Genomic DNA, 21,073 nt, shown 5'->3' with positions numbered 1-21,073 from the left:
GGCAGGTTCCTCAGCTAGGACTAGCGGTAGCCGGTCGCGTCGCGCGACGCCGAGCTTCGCCCGCGTGACCGACGCCGCCGGTGGAGCGGGCTCGGCGCGCCTGTCGAGCTAGAAGACCAGCTGAGCATGCAGGTTAGGTAGTCACCGCGTGGCCTAGACTCGCAGAGCAAAGTCTCGTCTAAACAGGAGCGTCCGTTAGGCGTCCGCTAGCTTGACTAGCGGCCCGTCGCGGCGATGCACCGGGCGACCTAGCTCGACTAGGCCACGGAGCTCGGGCTCTGGCTGCTCGTCCGCCACAGCGACTGCCACGTGCGGCGGGACCGCTAGCAGTTGCTGCGCCACGCCTACGGCGCGTCGTGGGGCGCCGGCCTCAAGCGCCGGGCCTACCGGATAGAGTACTTTCCGAATAACGTACGCACTGCTGCTGAGCGCTGGCCGCAGGCCGCTTGCGTAGATGTGGGCGCTGCTAGACTAGCTCCGCGAGCCAGACCTGTCACTCCACCGGGACGCGGACACCCCGCGGAAGCCGAAGGGCCTCCCCGGGCTGTGGCCTAGCCTCAAGAGGCTGGTCCTGGAGCTCGAGCTGTCCGCGCGGCTCGGGCGAGGTGGCCGCCGCAGCCAGTGCGCCCGCTTCGAGCCGCAGCGCGCTGCGCTGGCCGATGGCGATCAGGATCGACTCCTTGGACGGACAGTGTTTGTACACACTGGGTCCGGTGATGCCCACGGCCGCTCCGATCTCGTCCATCCCGGTGCCGGCGAAACCCTGATCGGCGAACAGCCGGGCTGCGGCGTCCAGGATCTCGTCGCGCCGGCCGGGGGTGGCGAAGAGGTCGGCCGGCAGCTCGGGGATCGGCGGCGCCGCCGAGGGGGTGAGCGAGATGAGTCGCCGGATCAGTTGACGCAGAGTCGATTCGGCGATGTCCTGGTCCACCCGCAGGCTCCGGCCGCTGATGCTGCCGGTGACCGAGAGGATGGCTCCGGCCAGATAGGTGGACTCGCGCTGGGTCAGATCGGGGCGCTGCTGCGCGATGGCACCGGCCCAGCGCCGCAGCACCTCGCGGGTACGGGCCACCACCTCACGGTTCTGCTCGGTGGTCAGGTGCTGGCCGGACCACCGCCACAGCGAGGTGACCTGAGGCTGCGCGCCGCTGAGGGCCGCGGCCGCATCGATCAGCGCCGCGGACTGGTCGTCCGCGCCGTCGAGGGCCTCGTCGGTGCCGCGTTCGAAGGCGGCCACGCAGTCCTGGGTCGCGGCGAAGAGCAGCGCCTGCTTGTCGTCGAAGTAGCGGTAGACGGTGGGGGTGCTGACACCGGCTCGGCGGGCGATGTCGGCCACCGAGACGTGCGGATATCCGCGTTCGAAGAACAGCGCCGCGGCGGCGGCGGTCAGCTGTCGTCGCCGGTCTTCGCCACGGGGGCGGCGGGCGCTCTTCTCGGTCGACATGGTGAACCGACCATAGCCCATGTCTGAACCAGATTTAAAGAGTTCTAGCTGTGGGTATAGCCAAAACCGTTAATGCGCGTTAGCCTACCTGGGGTAGACATCTACATCCTTAGATGAGAGGAACACTTCCAGTGCCTGATCAAGCATTCATCTACGAGGCGGCCCGTACGCCCCGTGGTAAGCAGCGCGGCGGTTCGCTGCACAGCGTCAAGCCGATCGACCTCGTCTCCGGTCTGATCGACGGCCTGCTGGCCCGCAACGAGAGCCTCGACCCCAAGGACGTCGACGATCTCATCCTGGGTGTCGTCTCGCCGGTCGGTGAGCAGGGTGCTGTCATCGCCCGCACCGCGGCACTGACCTCGGGCCTGGGCGAATCGGTCCCGGGCACGCAGATCAACCGGTTCTGCTCCTCGGGCCTCGAGGCCGCGAACCTGGCCGCGGCCAAGGTCGCCTCCGGCTTCGACGACCTGGTCCTGGCCGGCGGCGTCGAGTCGATGTCGCGCGTGCCGATGGGCAGCGACGGCGGTGCGCTCTTCACCGACCCGGCCACCGCGTACGACCACTACATCGCTCCGCAGGGCATCGGTGCCGACCTGATCGCCACCATCGAGGGCTTCTCCCGTGAGGACGTCGACGCCTTCGCCGCCGAGTCGCAGGCCCGCGCCGACGTGGCGTGGAAGGAAGGCCGTTTCGCCAAGTCGATCATCCCGGTCAAGGACATCAACGGCGTCACCCTGCTCGACACCGACGAGCACCGCCGCGCCGGCACCACCGTCGAGGGCCTGGGCAAGCTCAAGCCGGCCTTCGAAGCGCTGGCCGCCATGGCCGGCTTCGACGACGTTGCCATGCAGAAGTACCCCAACGTCGAGCGCATCAACCACGTGCACACCGGCGGCAACAGCTCGGGCATCGTCGACGGCTCCGGCCTGGTGCTGATCGGCTCGGAAGAGGCCGGCAAGCGCAACGGCCTGACCCCGCGCGCCCGCGTCGTCAGCTACGCGCAGGTCGGCAGCGAGCCCACCATCATGCTGACCGGTCCCACCCCGGCCACCGAGCTCGCCCTCAAGCGGGCCGGGCTGACCACCGAGGACATCGACGTCTACGAGCTCAACGAGGCGTTCGCGTCGGTCGTCATGAAGTGGATGAAGGACCTGAACATCCCGCACGAGAAGGTCAACGTCAACGGCGGCGCCATCGCCCTGGGCCACCCGCTCGGCGCGACCGGTGCGATGATCCTCGGCACCTGCCTGGACGAGCTCGAGCGCACCGGCGGCCGTTACGGCCTGGTGACCCTGTGTATCGGCGGCGGCATGGGCGTCGCGACCGTCATCGAGCGCCTCTGACCGGCCTGAACGAGAAGGAACACCAAGAACATGAGTGACAACATGATTGCGTGGGAGAAGGACGCCGACGGCGTCGTCATCCTCACCATGGACGACCCCAACCAGGGCGCCAACACCATGAACGACCTGTACCAGAGCTCGATGGCCGCGACCGTCGAGCGCCTGGAGGCGGAGAAGGACGACATCACCGGTGTGGTCCTCACCTCGGCCAAGAAGACCTTCTTCGCCGGCGGCGACCTGAAGGACATGACCGCCGAGCGCACCGAGACCAAGGAGGAGATCGCTGCGGCGATCACCGAGCGCACCAACGGCATCAAGGCCGTGCTGCGCCGCCTGGAGACCCTGGGCAAGCCGGTCGTGGCCGCCATCAACGGCGCCGCTCTCGGCGGTGGCCTGGAGATCGCGCTGCACTGCCACTACCGGGTGGCCGCCGACGTCAAGGGCGTCAAGGTGGGCCTGCCCGAGGTGACCCTGGGTCTGCTCCCGGGCGGCGGCGGCGTGGTCCGCACCGTGCGTCTGCTGGGCATCCAGAACGCCCTGATGGGCCCGCTGCTGCAGGGCCCGAGCTACGGCCCGGCCAAGGCCAAGGAGACCGGCCTGATCGACGAGGTCGTCGCGAGCATCGACGAGCTGATCCCGGCCGCCAAGAAGTGGATCGCCGCCAACCCGGAGGCCGCGCAGCCGTGGGACGTCAAGGGCTACAAGATCCCCGGCGGCGCCCCGACCAGCCCGGCGCTGGCCGCCAACCTGCCGGCCCTGCCGGCTCTGCTGCGCAAGCAGATCAAGGGTGCCAACATGCCGGCTCCGCGCGCCATCATGGCCGCCGCCGTCGAGGGCGCCTACGTCGACGTCGACACCGCTGATCAGGTGGAGACCCGCTACTTCGTGTCGCTGGTGACCGGTCAGGTCGCCCAGAACATGATCAAGGCGTTCTTCTTCGACCTCCAGCACATCAACGGCGGCGGCTCGCGGCCGGAGGGCTTCGACAAGTACACCGCCAAGAAGGTCGGCGTCATCGGCGCCGGCATGATGGGTGCGGCCATCGCCTATGTCAGCGCCAAGGCCGGTATCGAGGTGGTCCTCAAGGACATCGACCTCGAGGCCGCCAAGCGGGGCAAGGGCTACTCGGAGAAGCTCGAGGAGAAGGCCGTCAAGAGGGGTAAGACCACCGAGGAGAAGAGTAAGGCGCTCCTCGACCGGATCCACCCGACCGTCGACGCCGCCGACTTCAAGGGCGTCGATCTGGTGATCGAGGCCGCCTTCGAGTCGGTCGAGGTCAAGAACAAGGTCTTCCAGGAGATCGAGGACATCGTCGAGCCGGATGCTGTCCTGGGCTCGAACACCTCGACCCTGCCGATCACCATCCTCGCCGAGGGCGTCAAGCGCTCCGAGGACTTCATCGGTATCCACTTCTTCAGCCCGGTCGACAAGATGCCACTGGTGGAGATCATCAAGGGTGAGAAGACCTCGGACGCGGTGCTGGCCAAGGTCATCGACTACACCCTGCAGATCCGCAAGACCCCGATCGTGGTCAACGACAGCCGCGGCTTCTTCACCAGCCGCGTCATCGGCACCTTCGTCAACGAGGCCATCGCGGCCGTCGGCGAGGGCGTGGAGCCGGCCTTCATCGAGCAGGCCGGCAGCCAGGCCGGATACCCGGCCCCGCCGCTGCAGCTGATGGACGAGCTGACCCTGACGCTGCCGCAGAAGATCCGCAAGGAGACCGAGGCCGCGGCCATCGCCGCCGGTGAGACGCCGGCCCAGCACGGCTCGTTCCCGGTCGTCGACTGGATGGTCGACAACGGCCGTACCGGCCGCAAGGACGGCAAGGGTTTCTACGACTACGACGCCGAGGGCAAGCGCGAGCTGCTCTGGCCGGGTCTGCGTGAGCAGTTCAAGTCGGGCAGCACGGAGATCCCGCTCAAGGACATGGAAGAGCGGATGCTCTTCGCCGAGGCCCTCGAGACCGTGAAGTGCTTCGACGAGGGTGTGCTCACCTCCGTCGAGGACGCCAACATCGGCTCGATCTTCGGTATCGGTTTCCCGGCCTGGACCGGTGGCGTGGTCCAGTACATCAACGGCTACGAGGGCGGCGTCGCCGGCTTCGTCGCCCGTGCCAAGGAGCTCGCCGCCGCGTACGGCGACAACTTCACCCCGCCGGCCTCGCTGGCGGAGAAGGCCGAGCAGGGCGTCAAGAGCCTGACCAACGAGAACCTGGTCAAGTAGGACGCTCGCTCAGGTTCCTGAGCAGCCGATCGCGGCCCCGGACGGACTCTTGCTCGAGTCCGTCCGGGGCCGCGGTGCATCGTCGTCGACGATGCCGGTGATCCGATGACTGGGCGGCTCTGCAGACCACTGTGCGCGCATGCGCCCCATATCGCCGCGTCAATTCCAGCTCGCGGCCTGGGCTGAGGCGGCGAACTGGAGATCACGCAGCGAGATATCAGGCGATGCCGAGCTTGTCGTGCCAGAACCGGATCCGTGCGCTCACGAGCCGGCGTTCGAGTTCATACCAGATCCACCGGACCAGCATCAGCCCGGTAGCACGCAGCAGATCCTCCCGGTGCTTCTCGCGGATGACCGCCTGCTCCACGGTCTCGCCTTTGCGGCGCAGCCGGCCGTACTTCTTCAGGCCGTCGAACTCGCCGGCGAGTTTGCCCTTCCAGTCGCAGTCGACCCGGAACTTCTGGCCGTCGATCCAGTAGACACGTTGCAGGGTGGGCAGAACGAGTCCGTCCTCGATCATCTGCGCCCGGCTCCACGACTCCCCGACGCTCTCGGAGAGCCCGTCGGCGTAGGCCAGAGCCTTCCGGGCCACCCGCGCTCCTGCCGTCCGGCGATCGGCGAGCAGCCTGGCCAGGTCCTCATACTCGACGCCGAGCGCGAGGGCGGCGTCGAAGGCGGTTAGGGCTTGCGCGAATCCGGTGGTCACCGCGACGTCGACAGCGGTGCGAGCGAGTCCGGTCACCGTGATGCCGTCGATGACGGCGAGCTCGTCGTCGGGCAGTTCTCCGGTGTGCAGGTGCCGGCCGCTGCGGATGACTCCGTTGCGGTCTCGACCGTTGGTCGCGTGCACCAGTGCGTGATCGGGTTTGAGCAGCCGGAGGCCGTGGATCGCCGCTGCTGACTGGTGGCTCAGTACGGCCGTGCCGGTGCTGCGGCGCTGGGTCACCGAGGCGATGGAGCGCAGGCGGTACAGCTCGTCGGCTCCCTCCGGGGTGCGCATCTCGGGCCAGGACGGGACCAGGACCCCGCTCGCCAGCCGGATGAGCCGACCGTGCCGGACCTGTGAGCCCAGCATCGCGTCGGAGAACCCCGCCTGCAGCGCATCGGAGCGCCGGAGCAGGCCGTAGCGGTCGAGCGGATAGGCGGGCTCCTGAATGGTCATGACTATTGGACGCGCGCGGGACCGATTCGGATCCAGCGGCCGCCGCGTCGGCGCGTCGCTGCCTGATTTCGACTTCGCGGCCCGAGCTGAGGCCGCGAACTCAAAACGACGCAGCGAGACGCGCCCAAGGTTCCCGGCCCGCCCGATCCTGCGTACCGCGTGCGGTCAGGAGGCGGCCGGATCCGGGGTGAGCGGACCCAGGACCGGGGTGAGCTCCGGACGTTTCGGCGCCCGGCCGTCGCCGAGTGAGACCCCGCGGACCTTGCGGATCAGCCACGGGGTGAAGAACTGCACCGCCCACCGGGTGTCCCGGATGACCGCCGCCACCGGATGCGGTTGCGGCGTCGGGTCGATCGGGGTGCCCCAGTCGGCCGAGCTGCCCGGCAGGCCGAGCGCGTGCGCGGCGCCGTCGGCGAACCGCTCGTGCCCGAACGGGGAGGCGTGCAGCCGGTCGACGGACCAGGCGCGCAGATCGGTGAGCACCGGCGCCGAATACAGGTCCACCAGCACGAAGCCGTACTGGTCGGCGAACTCGCGCATCATCGCATTGAGGGTCAGCAGCCGGTCCTCCATACGCGTGGCCAGCGGGATGGTCCGCACCACGTCCGGGAAGGTCGAGACGATCACCGTGGCCCCGGTCTCGGCGAGCCGGCCGTAGATGTGGTCCAGATCGGTATGCACCTCGGCCAGATCGCCGCGGCCGATCACGTCGTTCATGCCCAGCGGGGCGGCCACCAGATCCGGGTTCAGCGCCAGGGCCGGCGCCAGCTGGTCGTCGAGCACCTGACGGGTGCGTTTGCCGCGCACCGCCAGGTTCGCGTACCGCACCTCCGGATTGATCTGGGCGAGCCGGTCGGCCAGCCGGTCGGCCCACCCCCGGAACTCGTATCGGGGGTCCGGGTCGCCGAGCCCCTCCGTCTGTGAATCACCGATGGCCACGAAGCGTGCGTACTCCACGGGGTGCATTCTAGACGCGGCTCAGGCGTCCGGCAGCCGCCCGCGCCCGTCGGCGTCCCGCCCCGCCCCGGGACGTAAGTCGGTATTCACGCACATGACCGGATCGGGTGCGCGGGCGTGGGTATCGTCGGACGCAGGGACCGTCCGACCGCCCGTCCGGTGACCGATGCAGGGGGACAGTGTGAATCACACGCAAGGGGTGGATCACACGCAAGAGGTGAATCACACGCAAGAGGTGGATCACACGCCGCGGCCGGTGTTCTTCGTCTCCGACAGCACCGGCATCACGGCCGAGACACTCGGCACCGCACTGCTGAGCCAGTTCCCGCAACTCGACTTCGCCGCGCGGGCGCTGCCCTTCGTAGACTCGGTCGAGGGTGCGCGCCGGGCCGCCGCACAGATCCGCGCCGCCGCCGGCACCGCCGAGCCGATCGTCTTCGTCACCGTCCGCGACCGCGAAAGCGCGGCCGAACTGAGCCGGGTGCCCGGCGAGGTGATCGACCTGCTCGGCCCGCAGCTGAGCCGGCTCGAACAGGTCCTCGGCGCGACCCGCGCCGACCGCCCCACCGGCCACCACCGGGTGGGCGATCCGGGGCTCTACCGCGACCGGATCGAGGCGATCGAGTACACCCTCGATCACGACGACGGGCGGGTCCTGGCCGGACTCGAGAACGCCGACCTGGTCCTGATCGCCCCCTCGCGCTGCGGAAAGACGCCCACCGCTCTGTATCTGGCGCTGCAGCACGGGCTGCGGGTGGCGAACTATCCGCTCACCGACGACGACCCGCCCGGAACCCTGCCCGCGGCCCTCGAAGCCGTCGCGGACCGGCTGTTCGGGCTCACCACCACCGCCGCCCGGTTGTCCCGGATCCGCGAGGAGCGCCGACCCGGCAGCGACTACGCCGCCCTCGCCCGGTGCCGCACCGAACTCCGCAATGCCGAGACGCTCTACCGCAGCCGCGCGATCCCCTCCGTCGACTCGCACGCGATGAGCGTGGAGGAGATGGCCAGCCGGATCCTGCACACCATGAACCTTCCGCGCCGCCGCACCGGCGACCGCTGAACCCGGACCCGCAACGAAAGGACCCGCGATGTCCACGATCCTCTGGTTCCACGAACTCGGGATGGCCGACGTCCCCCAGGTGGGCGGCAAGAACGCCTCCCTGGGCGAGATGGTCGTCGAGCTCGCCGATGCCGGAGTCCGCGTCCCCGGCGGCTTCGCCACCACCGCCGACGCCTACCGCGACTTCCTCGCCGCCGACGGTCTGGACGCGAAGATCCGTGCGGCACTGGACGACCTGGACGTGAACGACGTCACCGACCTTCACCGGCGGGGTGCGCGCATCCGCGACTGGATTCTGGCGCAGCCGTTCCCGCCCGACCTCGAACGCGACATCCGGGCGGCCTACGCCGAGCTCGTCTCCACAGACCCGCGCCCGGACGAGGTCACCTGGGCGGTCCGCTCGAGCGCCACCGCCGAGGACCTGCCGGACGCATCCTTCGCCGGACAGCAGGAGACGTACCTGAACATCGGAGGCATCGACGCCGTCCTGGCCGCGGTCAAAGCCGTCTTCGCCTCCCTCTACAACGACCGGGCCATCTCCTACCGCGTGCACCACGGCTTCGCACACGAGGACGTCGCGCTGTCGGCCGGCATCCAGCGGATGGTGCGCACCGACATCGGCGCCTCCGGGGTGATGTTCACCGTCGACACCGAATCCGGCTTCGATAGCGCCGTCTTCATCACCGCCGCCTACGGACTCGGCGAGGCCGTGGTGCAGGGTGCAGTCAACCCCGACGAGTTCTACGTCTACAAGCCGGCGGTCGAGGCCGGCCTGACCGGGCGCAGCGCGGTCCTGTCCCGGACGGTCGGTCAGAAGGCGGTGGCCATGCGCTACGCGGAGGGCGCCGGCATCGACTCGGCGACCCGGTGGGAGGACGTCGACGACGCCGACCGGGTCCGGTTCTCCATCGACGACGACGAGGTGACCGAACTCGCCCGGTACGCGTTGGCGATCGAGAAGCACTACGGCCGGCCGATGGACATCGAGTGGGGACGCGACGGTCTCGACGGGCGGCTCTACATTCTGCAGGCCCGGCCCGAGACGGTGGTCTCCCGCCGCCGGGAGGCGGGCCGGACGCTGTCCCGCTTCGAGATCGACCGGGCCGCCGCCGATACCGCCGAGGTGCTGGTGCAGGGGCGCTCGATCGGCCAGCGGATCGGGGCCGGACCGGTCCGGGTGCTGCGCTCGATCGCGGAGATGGACAAGGTGCGCCCGGGCGATGTGCTGGTCGCCGAGATCACCGACCCGGACTGGGAGCCGGTGATGAAGCGGGCGGCCGCGATCGTCACCGAGCGTGGGGGCCGCACCTGTCACGCGGCGATCATCGCCCGCGAACTGGGGGTGCCGGCGATCGTCGGCACCGGCGACGCCACCCGCGTGCTCGCCGACGGCCGGCAGGTGACGGTCTCGTGCGCCGAGGGCGACACCGGCCGGGTCTACGACGGCCGGGTGCCCTTCGACGAACAGCGCACCGACCTCGACGAGATGCCCGACATCCCGGTGAAGCTGATGATGAACGTGGCCACCCCCGATCAGGCCTTCGCCTTCGCGGCACTGCCCAATCACGGGGTGGGCCTGGCACGGATGGAGTTCATCATCAACCGGCAGATCGGGGTGCACCCCAAGGCGCTCCTCGAACGCGACCGGCTCGAACCGGAGCTGCAGCAGCAGGTGGACCGCGTCACCGCGGCGTATCCCTCACCCACCGAGTTCTTCATCGAGCGGATCGTCGAAGGCGTCGCGACCATTGCGGCCGCCTTCGATCCGAAACCGGTGATCGTGCGGCTCTCGGACTTCAAGACCAACGAATACGCCGACCTGCTCGGCGGCCGTCGCTACGAGCCCCGCGAAGAGAACCCGATGCTCGGCTATCGTGGTGCGGCCCGCTACGTCTCCGCCGACTTCCGGGACTGCTTCGCCCTCGAATGCGAAGCGCTGCACCGGGTCCGGGAGGAGATGGGCCTGCGGAACGTGAAGGTCATGGTGCCGTTCGTGCGCACGGTCGACGAACTCGACGAGGTGCTCGAGCTGATGGCCGCGCACGGACTGCGGCGCGGCGACGGCGGATTGCAGGTGGTGATGATGTGTGAGGTGCCCGCCAACTATCTGCTGGCCGACGAGTTCCTGGACCGGGTGGACGGCTTCTCCATCGGCTCCAACGATCTGACGCAGCTGATCCTGGGGGTGGACCGCGACTCCTCGCTGGTGGCGCACGACTTCGACGAGCGCAACCCGGCCGTGCTCAAGGCGCTGTCCGCCGCCGTCGAGGCGTGCGTGCGGCGCGGGAAGTACGTCGGGATCTGCGGGCAGGGGCCGTCGGACCATCCGGATCTGGCGGCGTGGCTCATGGAGCAGGGGATCGAGTCGATCTCGCTCACCCCGGACACCGTGGTGCAGACCTGGCTGACCCTGGCGGAAGCCGGCGAATGACCTCCGCTCCGGCCGCTCCGGATCGCTACGACCTGCTGGTGATGGGCCGGCTCGGAGTGGACCTGTACCCGCTGGAACTGCGGACCACGCTCGAGGCGGCGCAGACCTTCAGCAAGTCGCTCGGCGGCAGCGCCGCCAATGTGGCGGTGGCCGCCGCCCGGCACGGCCTGCGCACCGCACTGGTCAGCGCCACCGGCGACGATCCGTTCGGCCGGTATCTGCGCGCCGAGCTCCGCCGGCTCGGGGTGGACGATCGCTACGTGGGCCGCCGGAGCGAGTACCAGACCCCGCTCACCTTCTGCGAGATCTTCCCGCCGGACCGGTTCCCGCTGCAGTTCTACCGCGAGCCGATCGCCCCGGATCTGACCATCACCGGCGACGACCTCGACGACGTCGCGATCGTCCGGGCCCGGATCCTGTGGCTCACCGCCACCGGGCTCTCCCGCGAACCCAGCCGCACCGCCCACCACCGGGCCCTGGACTACCGGCAGATGGACCCGCTCGCGGAGCAGTCCCGCCGCGAGGTCCGGCACACCGTGCTGGACCTGGACTACCGGGCCGGGTTCTGGCCGTCGCCCGGTCACGCCGCCCGGGAACTCGCCGAGGTCCTGCCGCGGGTGACCGCGGTGGTGGGGAACCTCGAGGAGTGCGCGGTGGCGGTCGGTGAGGATTCTCCGGAGGCGGCCGCCGATGCGCTGCTGTCTCGCGGGCCGGGGCTGGCCGTGGTCAAGCTCGGCGCCGACGGGGTGCTGGCGGTCACCGCCGAGCAACGCCTCCGGATCCCGGCGTACCGGCTGCCGGTGGTCAACGGGCTCGGCGCCGGCGACGGCTTCGGCGGCGCGCTGTGCCGCGGGCTGCTGGCCGGCTGGCCGCTCGAACAGGCCCTGGACTTCGCGGCCGCGGCCGGCGCGATCGTCGCCTCCCGGCGCGAATGCTCCACCGCCATGCCGACCGGAGAGGAGGTGGCCGGTCTGTGTGCCCGCCGCGCTCCCGACTCGGACCCGCAAGCGCCGTCGGACCCGTAGCCTGGCGGACGAGGAGGTGCACGCACGGACATGTCCCCGACCCCCAACGAGTGGTTCCGGCCCCGCGGGGAACTCGCGCGCGACGGCTGGACGGCCGTGGTGGACACCTCCGTGCCCGGCTGGCAGTACACCGGACTGCACGTCGCCGACCTCGAGGATCAGGCGCGATCGCTGCCGGCGGGACCGCTCGAACGCCTGGTGGTCCCACTGTCCGGGACGTTCGAGATCGAGCACGACGACGTCGACGGCCGGCCCGCCCGCACCGCGCTGAGCGGCCGCACCGGGGTCTTCGCCGGTCCCACCGACAGCCTGTACCTGGGGCCGGGGACCGCCCTGACCCTCCGCGGCATCGGCCGGGTGGCGATCGCCTCCGCCCCGGCGAGCGATGCGCGCCCGCCGCGGCGGCTGCCCGCCGGCCGGGTGCCGGTGGAGATCCGCGGCGCCGGCCGGGACACCCGGCAGGTGCACAACCTGGGCACCCCGGAGATCCTCGAAGCGCAGTCCCTGATCGTCTGCGAGGTGATCACCCCGGCCGGCAACTGGTCCTCGCATCCGGCGCACAAACACGACGAGCACCGGCCCGGCGCCGAGGCCCGGCTCGAGGAGATCTACTACTTCGAGGCGGCTCCGGCCCGCGGGATCGAGGCCGTGCCGGCCGCGGCGGAACCGTTCGGCACCTTCAGCACCTACTCCTCCGGCGCCGGACAGATCGCCACCGACGCGCGGGTCCGCACCGGAGACATCGCCCTGGTGCCCTTCGGTTTTCACGGTCCCGCCGCCGCGGCCCCCGAATACGACCTCTACTACCTCAACGTGATGGCCGGCCCGGATCCGCAGCGCCGCTGGCTGATCACCGACGATCCGGCGCAGAGCTGGGTGCGGCGGACCTGGGAGCACCAGCGGCCCGACCCGCGGCTGCCCTACCGGTCCGGTCCCGACGGGGTGGACCGATGACCGGCCGCGAGGCGACGGTGGCGCAGACGCTGGTGTCCTTTCTGGCACACCAGTTCACCGTCGACGGCGACCACCGCGAACGCACCGTGCCGGCGGTGTTCGGGATCCTGGGGCACGGCAACCTGGCCGGGATCGGGCAGGCCCTGGCCGAGTACGAGCGCCGCCGCCCCGGGGCGCTGCCCTACCGGCAGGCCAGGAACGAGCAGGCGATGGTGCACCAGGGGGTCGGCTACGCACGGATACACCGGCGCCTGGGCACCTACGCGGCCACCGCATCGGTGGGGCCGGGCGCGGCCAACATGCTCACCGGCGCGGCCCTGGCCACCGCCAACCGGCTGCCGGTGCTGCTGCTGGTCTCCGACACGCTGGCCACCGCCGCCGCCGACCCGGTGCTCCAGCAACTCGAGTTCCCGCAGCGCCCCGACCAGCAGGTCGCCGATGCCTTCGCGCCCCTCTCGCGCTTCTTCGCCCGGGTGAGCCGCCCCGAACAGCTCGCCCCGGCCCTGCTCGGCGCCCTGCGGGTGCTCACCGACCCCGCCGAGACCGGTGCGGTGACCCTGGTGCTGCCCGAGGACGTGCAGACGCAGGCGCTGACCGTGCCCGACGGATTCCTGGCCGACCGCGACTGGCGGCTGCGCCGGCCGCCGGCCGAGGCCGGGCTGCTCGACGCTGCGGCGGACCGGATCCGGTGCGCGCAGCGGCCGCTGATCGTCGCCGGCGGGGGCGTGCTGTACTCGTCGGCCGAACGGCAGCTGCGTGCGCTGGCCGCGGCCACCGGGATCCCGGTGGCCACCACCCAGGCCGGCGGCGGTGCGCTCGACGCCGACGATCCACAGGCGCTCGGCGGTCTGGGGGTCACCGGTACCGCCTCCGCCAATACCGTTGCCGCCCAGGCGGATCTGGTGATCGGGATCGGCACCCGCTACACCGACTTCACCACGGGCAGCGGCACCGTCTTCGCGTACCCTCAGGTCGGCTTCGTCACGGTCAACGTCGCCGTCCACGATGCGCACAAACCGGATCCGTGGCGGCCCGGGGCGGTGCTGCCGGTGGTGGCCGACGCCCGCGCGGCACTGACCGGCCTGACCGAACGGCTCGACGGCCACCGGGTGACGGCGGCGTACTCCGACGAGGTGGCCCGGACCCGCCGTTCCTGGATGGCGGTCGCCGACCGGGCGCTGGCACCGACCGGCGCCGAGCCGCCCGGGCAGCCGGAGATCATCGGCGCTATCGCCCGCGCACTGGACCCGCGGGAGGTGGTGGTGGCCGCCGCGGGATCGCTGCCCGGCGACCTCCAGAAACTGTGGCGCCCTGCCGATCCGCTCGGCTACCACGTCGAATACGGCTTCTCCTGCATGGGCTATGAGATCGCCGGCGGACTGGGCGTCAAACGCGGTCTGCTCGCCGCCGGCGACGACCGCGCCGTGGTGGTCCTGGTCGGCGACGGTGGCTATCAGATGCTGCACGGTGAACTGGCCACCGCCGCCGCCGAGGGCATCGCGCTGATCGTCGTGGTGATCGACAACGCCGGCCACGCCTCCATCGGCGGACTGTCCGAGCGGATCGGCGGCGATCGTTTCGGCACCGGCTATCCGGGTATCGACATCGCCGCCAATGCGGTCAGTCACGGTGTGGCGGTTGCGGATCTGACCGGGTCCGCCGATCCGGTGGCGGCGCTGGAACCCGCCCTGGTGCGGGCCCGCGCCGCCACCGGGCCGACGGTGATCGTGATCCGCGCCGACCCGCTGATCGCCGCCCCGGACACCGGTGGGTGGTGGGAGGTTCCAGTGGCCGAGGTCTCCGACGACCCGCGGGTGCGAGCCGCCCGTGCCGACTACGAGCGCGAGCACCGCGACCGCGGCCGGCGGCGGGCGCGGCCGGAGGTGCCGCCGGCGCAGGGCGGAGCCGGCGATGGCTGACCGGGCCTGTCTGCGGATCGCCACCGCACCCGATTCCTGGGGCGTGTGGTTTCCGCGGCATCCCCGCCAGATGCCCTGGCGCTGGTTCCTCGACGAGGTGGCCCGCGCCGGCTACCGATACCTGGAATTGGGGCCGTACGGTTACCTGCCCACCGAACCCGCGCAGCTGGCCGACGAACTCGGCGCCCGTGGACTGGCGCTGTGCGGCGGCACCGTCTTCTCCGGTCTGCATCGCCCGGACGGCTGGGATGAGCTGTGGCCCAGGGCATCCGCGATCGCCGCACTGATCACCGAGCTGGGCGCCACCGATCTCGTGGTGCTGCCGCAGCCCTGGCGCAGTGAGGAGAGCGGTGCGGATCTGGAGGATCGTGACCTGACCGCGCGGCAGTGGGACCGGCTGGCCGCCGGGCACGACCGGCTCGGTGCGGCGCTGCGCGACGAGTACGGCGTCACCCAGCGCTTCCATTCGCACGCCGACACCCATGTGGGAACCCCGGACCAGCTGCAGCGGCTGCTGGAGCAGACCGCCCCGGAGAACCTGTCGCTGTGCCTGGACACCGCGCACTACGCCTATTACGGCGGGGATCCGCTGACCCTGATCGCCGGACACCCGGACCGGATCGGGTACCTGCATCTCAAGCAGCTCGACCCGGCGGTACTGAGTCGGGTGCTCGCCGACGACGTCCCCTTCGCGCGCTGCGCCGCCGAGCTGATGGTGCCGCCGCCGGACGGGGTGCCGGATCTGGTGCCGATCATCGGCGCCGTCGCGACCGCCGCGCCGGGCGCCTTCGCCGTCGTCGAACAGGACATGCCCGGTTGCGCGCTGGATCGTCCGCTCCCGATAGCGGCTTCCACCCGCGAGTATCTGCAGACCTGCCACCCGATGACCCGGATGAATTGAGCGAGAGGCTGTTCCAGATGGACGAGCAGGTGCGGGTGGTGCTCGCCGGGACGGGATCGATGGGTACCGACCATCTGCACCGGCTCGTCGAGCGGACCGACGGTGCCACGGTGGCGGCTGTGGCGGAACCGGATCCGGCACGCAGAACGGCGGCGCTCGACGTCGCACCGGGGGCGGCGGGGTACGACTCGCTCGGCGAAGCGCTCGCCGCCGGAGGAGCGGATGCGGTGCTGATCGCCACCCCCGCCCCGTGTCACGAAGAGCAGGTGGTCACCGCGGTCGCCGCCGGGCTGCCGGTGCTCTGCGAGAAGCCGCTCGCCCCGGACCGGGCGGCCGCGGCCCGGATCGTCGCCGCCGAACAGGCCGCCGGCCGAAGGCTGGTCCAGGTGGGCTTCATGCGGCGTTTCGACGACGACTACCGAACGCTGCGTGCGCTGGTGGAGTCCGGCGAGGCGGGCGATCTGCTGACCGTGCACGCCGCACATCGGATGGCATCGGTGGCGCCGGACTATCGGGAATCGATGATGATCACCGACTCGCTGGTCCACGAGCTCGACGTACTGCCCTGGGCGGCGGGTGCGCCGGTGGTGGCGCTTGCGGTGCGTCGCGCCCGCGCGGATCGGCGGCTGCCGGTGGCGTCGCCGATCCAGCTGCTGATGACTCTGGCCGACGGCGTGAGTATCGACGTGGAACTGAACCTCGCCGGACCGGCCGGGTACCAGGTGAACACCGAGGCGGTCTTCGCCGATCGAGTGCTGCACATCGCGCCGCCGCCGCAGCCGGACTACCGGCTGCGCTTCGCCCAGGCGTACGACAGTCAGGTGCAGGCCTGGATCGACGCGGTGCGGGCCGGCACCGCCGTCGGCCCGTCGGCCTGGGACGGCTACCGCGCCGCCGTCGCCTGTGACGCCGGTCTGGCGGCGCTGGCCGCACCGGGCGTCGTCGTCGACGTTCCGGCCGAACCGGTTCCCGCGTTTTACCTGAACTGACCCGGATGGGGGCCCGGCGCGGCTCACCCGTCTCATCTCAGCTTTACAAATAACTACTAATGTCTAGACAGCCGACGAGACGATGTCTAATGTCAAGGTCACTGCGTGACCGACCCACTGATCGACCCTGCTCAGTGCGCCCATCGTCAGCGAAGGAGTGGAGATGGCGAATCCGACGATCGACGACAGCCCCGCCGGCACCGTCGAGTGGCACGACAAGAAGCGGCGGCTCTGGCTGCTGGGCCTGATTCCACCGACCTCCGTCTTCCTGGCGACCGGACTGGTCGCCGCCATGAACTGGGCCGGCGCGGGTCTGGACTGGGGATGGCCGGCCACCGTCTCGCCGATGTGGTGGTGGATCGGCCCGATCCTGATCTACCTGCTGCTGCCGGTGCTCGACGTCTTCTTCGGCCCGGACGGGCAGAACCCGCCCGAAGAGCTGATGGAGCAGCTCGAAGCCGACAGGTACTACCGCTACTGCGTGTACGCCTACATCCCGTTCCAGCTCGCCAGCCTGATCTTCGCCTGCTACCTGTGGACGGCCAAGGACCTGAGCTGGCTGAACATCGACGGCGGGCTGGGGACGGCCAGCAAGATCGGGCTGGCGCTCTCGATCGGCGCGATGGGCGGCATCGGTATCAACACCGCGCACGAACTGGGCCACAAGAAGGTCTCGATGGAGCGCTGGCTGTCCAAGGTGACGCTGGCTCAGACCTTCTACGGGCACTTCTACATCGAGCACAACCGCGGCCACCACGTGCGGGTGGCCACCCCCGAGGATCCGGCCAGCTCGCGGATGGGGGAGACCTTCTGGCGGTTCCTGCCGCGCAGCGTCTTCGGTAGCCTGCGCTCGGCGTGGCGGCTCGAGGCCAAGCGGATGGAGCGGCTCGAACGCCGCGTGCTGCACCCGAGCAACGACGTGCTCAACGCCTGGGCGATGTCGATCGTGCTGTGGGGCGTGCTGGCGGCGGTCTTCGGCTGGCAGGTGCTGCCGTTCCTGGTGATCCAGGCGATCTACGGATTCTCACTGCTCGAGACCGTGAACTACCTCGAGCACTACGGGCTCAAGCGGCAGCAGAACAAGCGCGGCCGGTACGTGCGGTGCACCCCCGAGCACAGCTGGAACTCCGACCACATCGCCACCAACATCTTCCTGTACCACCTGCAGAGGCACAGCGACCACCACGCCAATCCCACCCGGCGCTACCAGATCCTGCGCAGCTTCGACGAGGCGCCGAACCTGCCCAGCGGCTACGCCAGCATGATCACGCTGGCCTACTTCCCGCCGATCTGGCGCAGGGTGATGGACCGTCGCCTGCTCGAGCACTACAACGGCGACGTGACGCTGGCCAACCTGCAGCCGGGGAAGGAGGCCGCGCTGATCGCCCGGTACGCACCGGAGGCGACGACGGCGGCCGGCCCCGCCGCGGCGGCCGGCGGTGTGCAGACCATGCCGCGTCCGGTGACCGCGACCGCGGCGGCCTACCGCTGCCCCAACTGCGAATACGTCTACCGGGTGGCCGAGGGTGCGCCGCGGGAGGGCTTCGCCGCAGGCACCCCGTGGTCGGCGGTGCCCGACGACTGGGCCTGCCCGGACTGCGGCGTCCGCGAGAAGGTCGATTTCCTTCCGCAGGCATGAGTGCCGCGGCCGCCGCGGTTTGCGCCGCGGCGGTATCCGGGCGGACGGCTAGGCTCGAGTCCGTGACCGAAACCGTGCCGTTCGCCGCGGCCAGCCGGCAGCTGCTGCGGCAGACCCTGCTCGACGGGCTGCGCGAGCTGCTGCTCGACCGGGACTGGGCCAGGGTGACGATGGCGCAGGTCGCGCGGCAGGCCGGAGTGAGTCGGCAGACCGTCTACAACGAGTTCGGCTCCCGCTACGGACTCGCTCAGGCCTACGCGATGCGCCTGGCCCGGCAGTTCACCGCGGAGATCGACGCGGCGGTCACCGCATCGCCGGGCGACGTCGACGCCGCCCTGCGCACGGGCTTCACGGGCTTCTTCGCCAGTGCCGCCGAGGATCCGCTGATCGCCTCACTGCTCTCCGGCGAGGCCAAACCCGACCTGCTCAAACTCATCACCACCGATGCCGCACCGCTCATCGCCGCGGCCGCGGCCGCCCTGACGGCGGTGTTGCGCGACTCGTGGATCGGGCTCGACGAGCAGCCCGCCGGCCGGGTGGCCCGGCTGATCGCCCGCACCGCCCTGAGCTATGTGGCGATGCCGCCCGAGCCGGACGCCGACGCCGCCGCCGACCTGGCGGCGGTCATCGGGCCGACCATCGTCGCCGCCCGCTCCGCGGCGGCCGGCTGAGCCCCGGACCGCTCAGCGCGCCAGGAATGCGCTGACCGTGGCCTCGAACGCCGCCTTGGCCTCGATCATCACCCAGTGTCCGCACCGAGGGAAGATGTGCAGTTCGGCGTTCGGGATCAGCCGCATCGGCACCAGCGCCATATCCGGCGGACTCACCCGGTCGTCCCGGCCCCAGGTGAGCAGGGTGGGGCAGGAGATCTTGTGCATCATCGCCCAGTACGGCGGGAAGTCGGCCTCGGCGAGGAAGGCCTGCTGCATCTCGAAGGACGCCGACCCGTACATCTGCCGTCCGGTCTCGAGCGCGTCGGCGTTCATCGCGGCCTCCCACCGCTCCTCGATGAGCTGATCGGTCACCACCGCGCGGTCGTACACCATCGCGCGCAGCCACCGGACCAGCTTGTCCCGGTCGGGTGCGTCGGCGAACTCCTGAAGCAGCCGCAGCCCCTCGGACGGGCTCGGGCTGGTCAGGTTGGGGCCGACGCCGCCGATGGTGACGAGCTTGGCCACCCGGTCGGGCTTCTTGATCGCCAGATTCACGCCGACCACCCCGCCCATCGAGTTGCCGATCATCGGCGCGGACTCGATGCCGAGGGCGTCCATGAAGGCGATCACCGACTTGCCTGCGGTGAGCACGGGCATGCCCTCCCACGGGTCGGAGACGCCGAAGCCGGGGAACTCGAGGATGAAGGTGTGGTGCGTCCGGGCGAAGAACTCCAGATTGCCGCGGTAGTTACGCCACCCGGTCACCCCCGGCCCGGAGCCGTGCAGCAGCAGCAGCGGCGGCGCGCCGGGGTCGCCGGCCTCGTGATAGTGGAGCACGCCCTTGTCGGTCGCGATCTCCTTCTTGGTTCCCTCGTATGTCACGTCCACCCGTCCAGACTAGAACGTGTTCTAGATTTCGGGAAGCGGTGGGCGGGAACGGAGCCGTGATCGACGATGCGCGGCTCGCTAGGCTGGAGGGTATGAGTATCGATGCCTCCGTTCCCGCTGTCGCCGCCGGCCTGATCGGCGGCTACGCCGTGGCCCGCTACACCGGCAAGCGCCCGCTGGGTGGGGTGGTGCTGGCCGCCGCCGGACTCGTCGCCGGCCGGCACTGGATCGAGCGCGGTCCGGCCGTCACCGCGGGGCTGTCCGCGGTCTACCTCGGCGCGTTCGGCGCCTCCCATCCGCTCGCCAAGAAGATCGGCGCGTGGCCGGCCGTGTTCGCGGTGACCGCCGCCGCGACGGGCGTGACCGCCGCGGCCACCACGGTCAAAGTGGTCGACGCCTGACCCGGTCGCGGCCCCGCACGGATCAGCCGCGCAGGGCCCGGGCGTCCTCGTCGCCGAAGGTGTCCTCGAGCGCGGCCGGCGAATAGTCCAGGTCGATCTCCTCGACCGGGCGTCCGCGCGCCGATTCGATCGCGCCGAGCCGGCGCTGCGCACGGTCGGCCGCGTAGCCGAGGAATTCGTCGTTCTCCACCTCGAACGGCGGCACCTCGAACTGGTCGTCGACCCAGCTGATCATGCCGAGCGCCTGCGGCAGCAACTCGCCCATCCGGTCGGTGACCGTCTGCCACAGCCGGTCGTCGGCCGCCACATGGCGACGGCAGGTGAACGTCCCCCAGGCCATGTGCCGGCGTTCGTCGTCGGAGATCCGGCTGATCAGCTCCTGCATGCCGGGCAGGATCTGCCGTTTGACACAGATCCGCTGCCAGGCGTAGTAGCCGGTCAGCGCCAGCGAGCCCTCGATCACATGGTTGTAGGTGACGCTCGCGCGCACCTGGTTGACCGGTGACGGGTCCTCCTGGAGGATCCGCAGGGAGTTGGGCAGCTCGTCGTAGAACAGCGTGCGGTAGTACGGATTCTCGGCGACGAACGGATGCAGATCGTCGGTCAGGCCGACCGCGTCCATCCACAGCCGGAAGACCTGCGCGTGCTTGGCCTCCTCGAGACAGAACTGCGCGAGATACATCTCGTCGCCGAACCGGTTCTCGGCGGCCATCGCCGACATGAACGGCTGGATGTCCTGGGTGACCGCCTCCTCGCCGGCCGCGAACTGGGCCACCAGATAGGTGGCGCTGCGCCGCTCCTCGTCGGTCAGACCCCGCCAGTCGGCGGCATCCTGGGAGAAGTCGATGTCGGCCGGATTCCAGGTCTTGGCGTTCCCCTTGGTGAAGAGCCGCAGCGGGAAGGCATCCCAGTGCAGTCCGCCGGCGCGCAACGACGCGAAGCCGTGCCGCACTTCGGCCGAAGCGTCCGGGTCCGGATCCGCGGAGGCGCCGGCCGGCGGGTGCTGGGTCTGGGTCATGGTGGCTCACCTCGACGACGATGTGGCGGCTGTCACCGCCGACCGTAGTCCGATCCGCCG

Annotated in this window: 17 protein-coding genes; 12 read left to right on the top strand and 5 right to left on the bottom strand. The window is 70.4% G+C overall.

Going from position 1 to position 21,073, the window contains the following annotated elements:
* Positions 1-493 precede the first annotated feature (493 nt).
* Entirely contained in the window at positions 494-1,444 is a 951-nt protein-coding gene (locus ACJMNC_RS06255; protein WP_408947086.1) for a TetR/AcrR family transcriptional regulator, read from the bottom strand.
* A 131-nt stretch (positions 1,445-1,575) separates the two neighbouring features.
* Between ACJMNC_RS06255 and ACJMNC_RS06250 the strand changes: the two genes are divergently transcribed.
* Positions 1,576-2,787: an acetyl-CoA C-acetyltransferase gene (locus ACJMNC_RS06250; protein ID WP_408947085.1), complete on the top strand. Its 1,212-nt coding sequence runs from the start codon at positions 1,576-1,578 to the stop codon at positions 2,785-2,787.
* Between the two features lie 30 nt (positions 2,788-2,817).
* Entirely contained in the window at positions 2,818-5,013 is a 2,196-nt protein-coding gene (locus tag ACJMNC_RS06245; RefSeq protein ID WP_408947084.1) for a 3-hydroxyacyl-CoA dehydrogenase NAD-binding domain-containing protein, read from the top strand.
* Positions 5,014-5,230: 217 nt separating this feature from the next.
* Here the strand turns inward: ACJMNC_RS06245 and ACJMNC_RS06240 are convergent, their stop codons facing one another.
* Both ACJMNC_RS06240 and ACJMNC_RS06235 read right to left on the bottom strand, forming a co-directional pair.
* Complete coding sequence (locus ACJMNC_RS06240) at positions 5,231-6,175, bottom strand: hypothetical protein (protein WP_408947083.1); 945 nt, start codon at positions 6,173-6,175, stop codon at positions 5,231-5,233.
* A 165-nt stretch (positions 6,176-6,340) separates the two neighbouring features.
* The gene (locus ACJMNC_RS06235; RefSeq protein WP_408947082.1) at positions 6,341-7,132 is read right to left on the bottom strand and encodes an SGNH/GDSL hydrolase family protein; all 792 of its coding nucleotides are present in this window, start codon (positions 7,130-7,132) and stop codon (positions 6,341-6,343) included.
* A 217-nt stretch (positions 7,133-7,349) separates the two neighbouring features.
* Here ACJMNC_RS06235 and ACJMNC_RS06230 point away from each other — a divergent pair, with 217 nt between their 5' ends.
* From ACJMNC_RS06230 to ACJMNC_RS06190, 9 genes are all read left to right on the top strand, one after another.
* The gene (locus ACJMNC_RS06230) at positions 7,350-8,195 is read left to right on the top strand and encodes a pyruvate, water dikinase regulatory protein (RefSeq protein ID WP_408947081.1); all 846 of its coding nucleotides are present in this window, start codon (positions 7,350-7,352) and stop codon (positions 8,193-8,195) included.
* A 28-nt stretch (positions 8,196-8,223) separates the two neighbouring features.
* Positions 8,224-10,626, top strand: a complete 2,403-nt coding sequence (gene ppsA, locus ACJMNC_RS06225; RefSeq protein WP_408947080.1) for a phosphoenolpyruvate synthase — start codon at positions 8,224-8,226, stop codon at positions 10,624-10,626.
* Positions 10,623-11,651, top strand: a complete 1,029-nt coding sequence (gene iolC, locus ACJMNC_RS06220; RefSeq protein WP_408947079.1) for a 5-dehydro-2-deoxygluconokinase — start codon at positions 10,623-10,625, stop codon at positions 11,649-11,651. The genes ppsA and iolC overlap by 4 nt, the downstream gene beginning before the upstream one ends.
* 30 nt (positions 11,652-11,681) lie before the next feature.
* Positions 11,682-12,605: a 5-deoxy-glucuronate isomerase gene (gene iolB / locus ACJMNC_RS06215; RefSeq protein WP_408947078.1), complete on the top strand. Its 924-nt coding sequence runs from the start codon at positions 11,682-11,684 to the stop codon at positions 12,603-12,605.
* Complete coding sequence (locus tag ACJMNC_RS06210) at positions 12,602-14,524, top strand: thiamine pyrophosphate-dependent enzyme (protein ID WP_408947077.1); 1,923 nt, start codon at positions 12,602-12,604, stop codon at positions 14,522-14,524. Before iolB ends, ACJMNC_RS06210 begins: the two co-directional genes overlap by 4 nt.
* Complete coding sequence (locus ACJMNC_RS06205; RefSeq protein ID WP_408947076.1) at positions 14,517-15,425, top strand: sugar phosphate isomerase/epimerase family protein; 909 nt, start codon at positions 14,517-14,519, stop codon at positions 15,423-15,425. Before ACJMNC_RS06210 ends, ACJMNC_RS06205 begins: the two co-directional genes overlap by 8 nt.
* 17 nt (positions 15,426-15,442) lie before the next feature.
* Entirely contained in the window at positions 15,443-16,414 is a 972-nt protein-coding gene (locus ACJMNC_RS06200) for a Gfo/Idh/MocA family protein (protein WP_408947075.1), read from the top strand.
* 163 nt (positions 16,415-16,577) lie between these two features.
* Positions 16,578-18,053 carry a fatty acid desaturase gene (locus ACJMNC_RS06195; protein ID WP_408947074.1) on the top strand — a complete coding sequence of 492 codons (1,476 nt, stop codon included), beginning with the start codon at positions 16,578-16,580 and terminating at the stop codon, positions 18,051-18,053.
* Between the two features lie 62 nt (positions 18,054-18,115).
* Positions 18,116-18,724 carry a TetR/AcrR family transcriptional regulator gene (locus tag ACJMNC_RS06190; protein ID WP_408947073.1) on the top strand — a complete coding sequence of 203 codons (609 nt, stop codon included), beginning with the start codon at positions 18,116-18,118 and terminating at the stop codon, positions 18,722-18,724.
* Positions 18,725-18,736: 12 nt separating this feature from the next.
* Here the strand turns inward: ACJMNC_RS06190 and ACJMNC_RS06185 are convergent, their stop codons facing one another.
* Entirely contained in the window at positions 18,737-19,594 is an 858-nt protein-coding gene (locus tag ACJMNC_RS06185) for an alpha/beta fold hydrolase (protein ID WP_408947072.1), read from the bottom strand.
* A 92-nt stretch (positions 19,595-19,686) separates the two neighbouring features.
* Here ACJMNC_RS06185 and ACJMNC_RS06180 point away from each other — a divergent pair, with 92 nt between their 5' ends.
* Positions 19,687-19,995, top strand: a complete 309-nt coding sequence (locus ACJMNC_RS06180) for a hypothetical protein (RefSeq protein ID WP_408947071.1) — start codon at positions 19,687-19,689, stop codon at positions 19,993-19,995.
* A gap of 22 nt (positions 19,996-20,017) precedes the next feature.
* Here the strand turns inward: ACJMNC_RS06180 and ACJMNC_RS06175 are convergent, their stop codons facing one another.
* Complete coding sequence (locus ACJMNC_RS06175; RefSeq protein ID WP_408947070.1) at positions 20,018-21,013, bottom strand: R2-like ligand-binding oxidase; 996 nt, start codon at positions 21,011-21,013, stop codon at positions 20,018-20,020.
* Positions 21,014-21,073 lie beyond the last annotated feature (60 nt).

This window comes from Gordonia sp. VNK21 (genome assembly GCF_046098115.1).
In the GTDB taxonomy this organism is placed as follows: Bacteria; Actinomycetota; Actinomycetes; order Mycobacteriales; family Mycobacteriaceae; genus Gordonia.
This window is presented reverse-complemented; position numbering and strand designations above follow the sequence as displayed.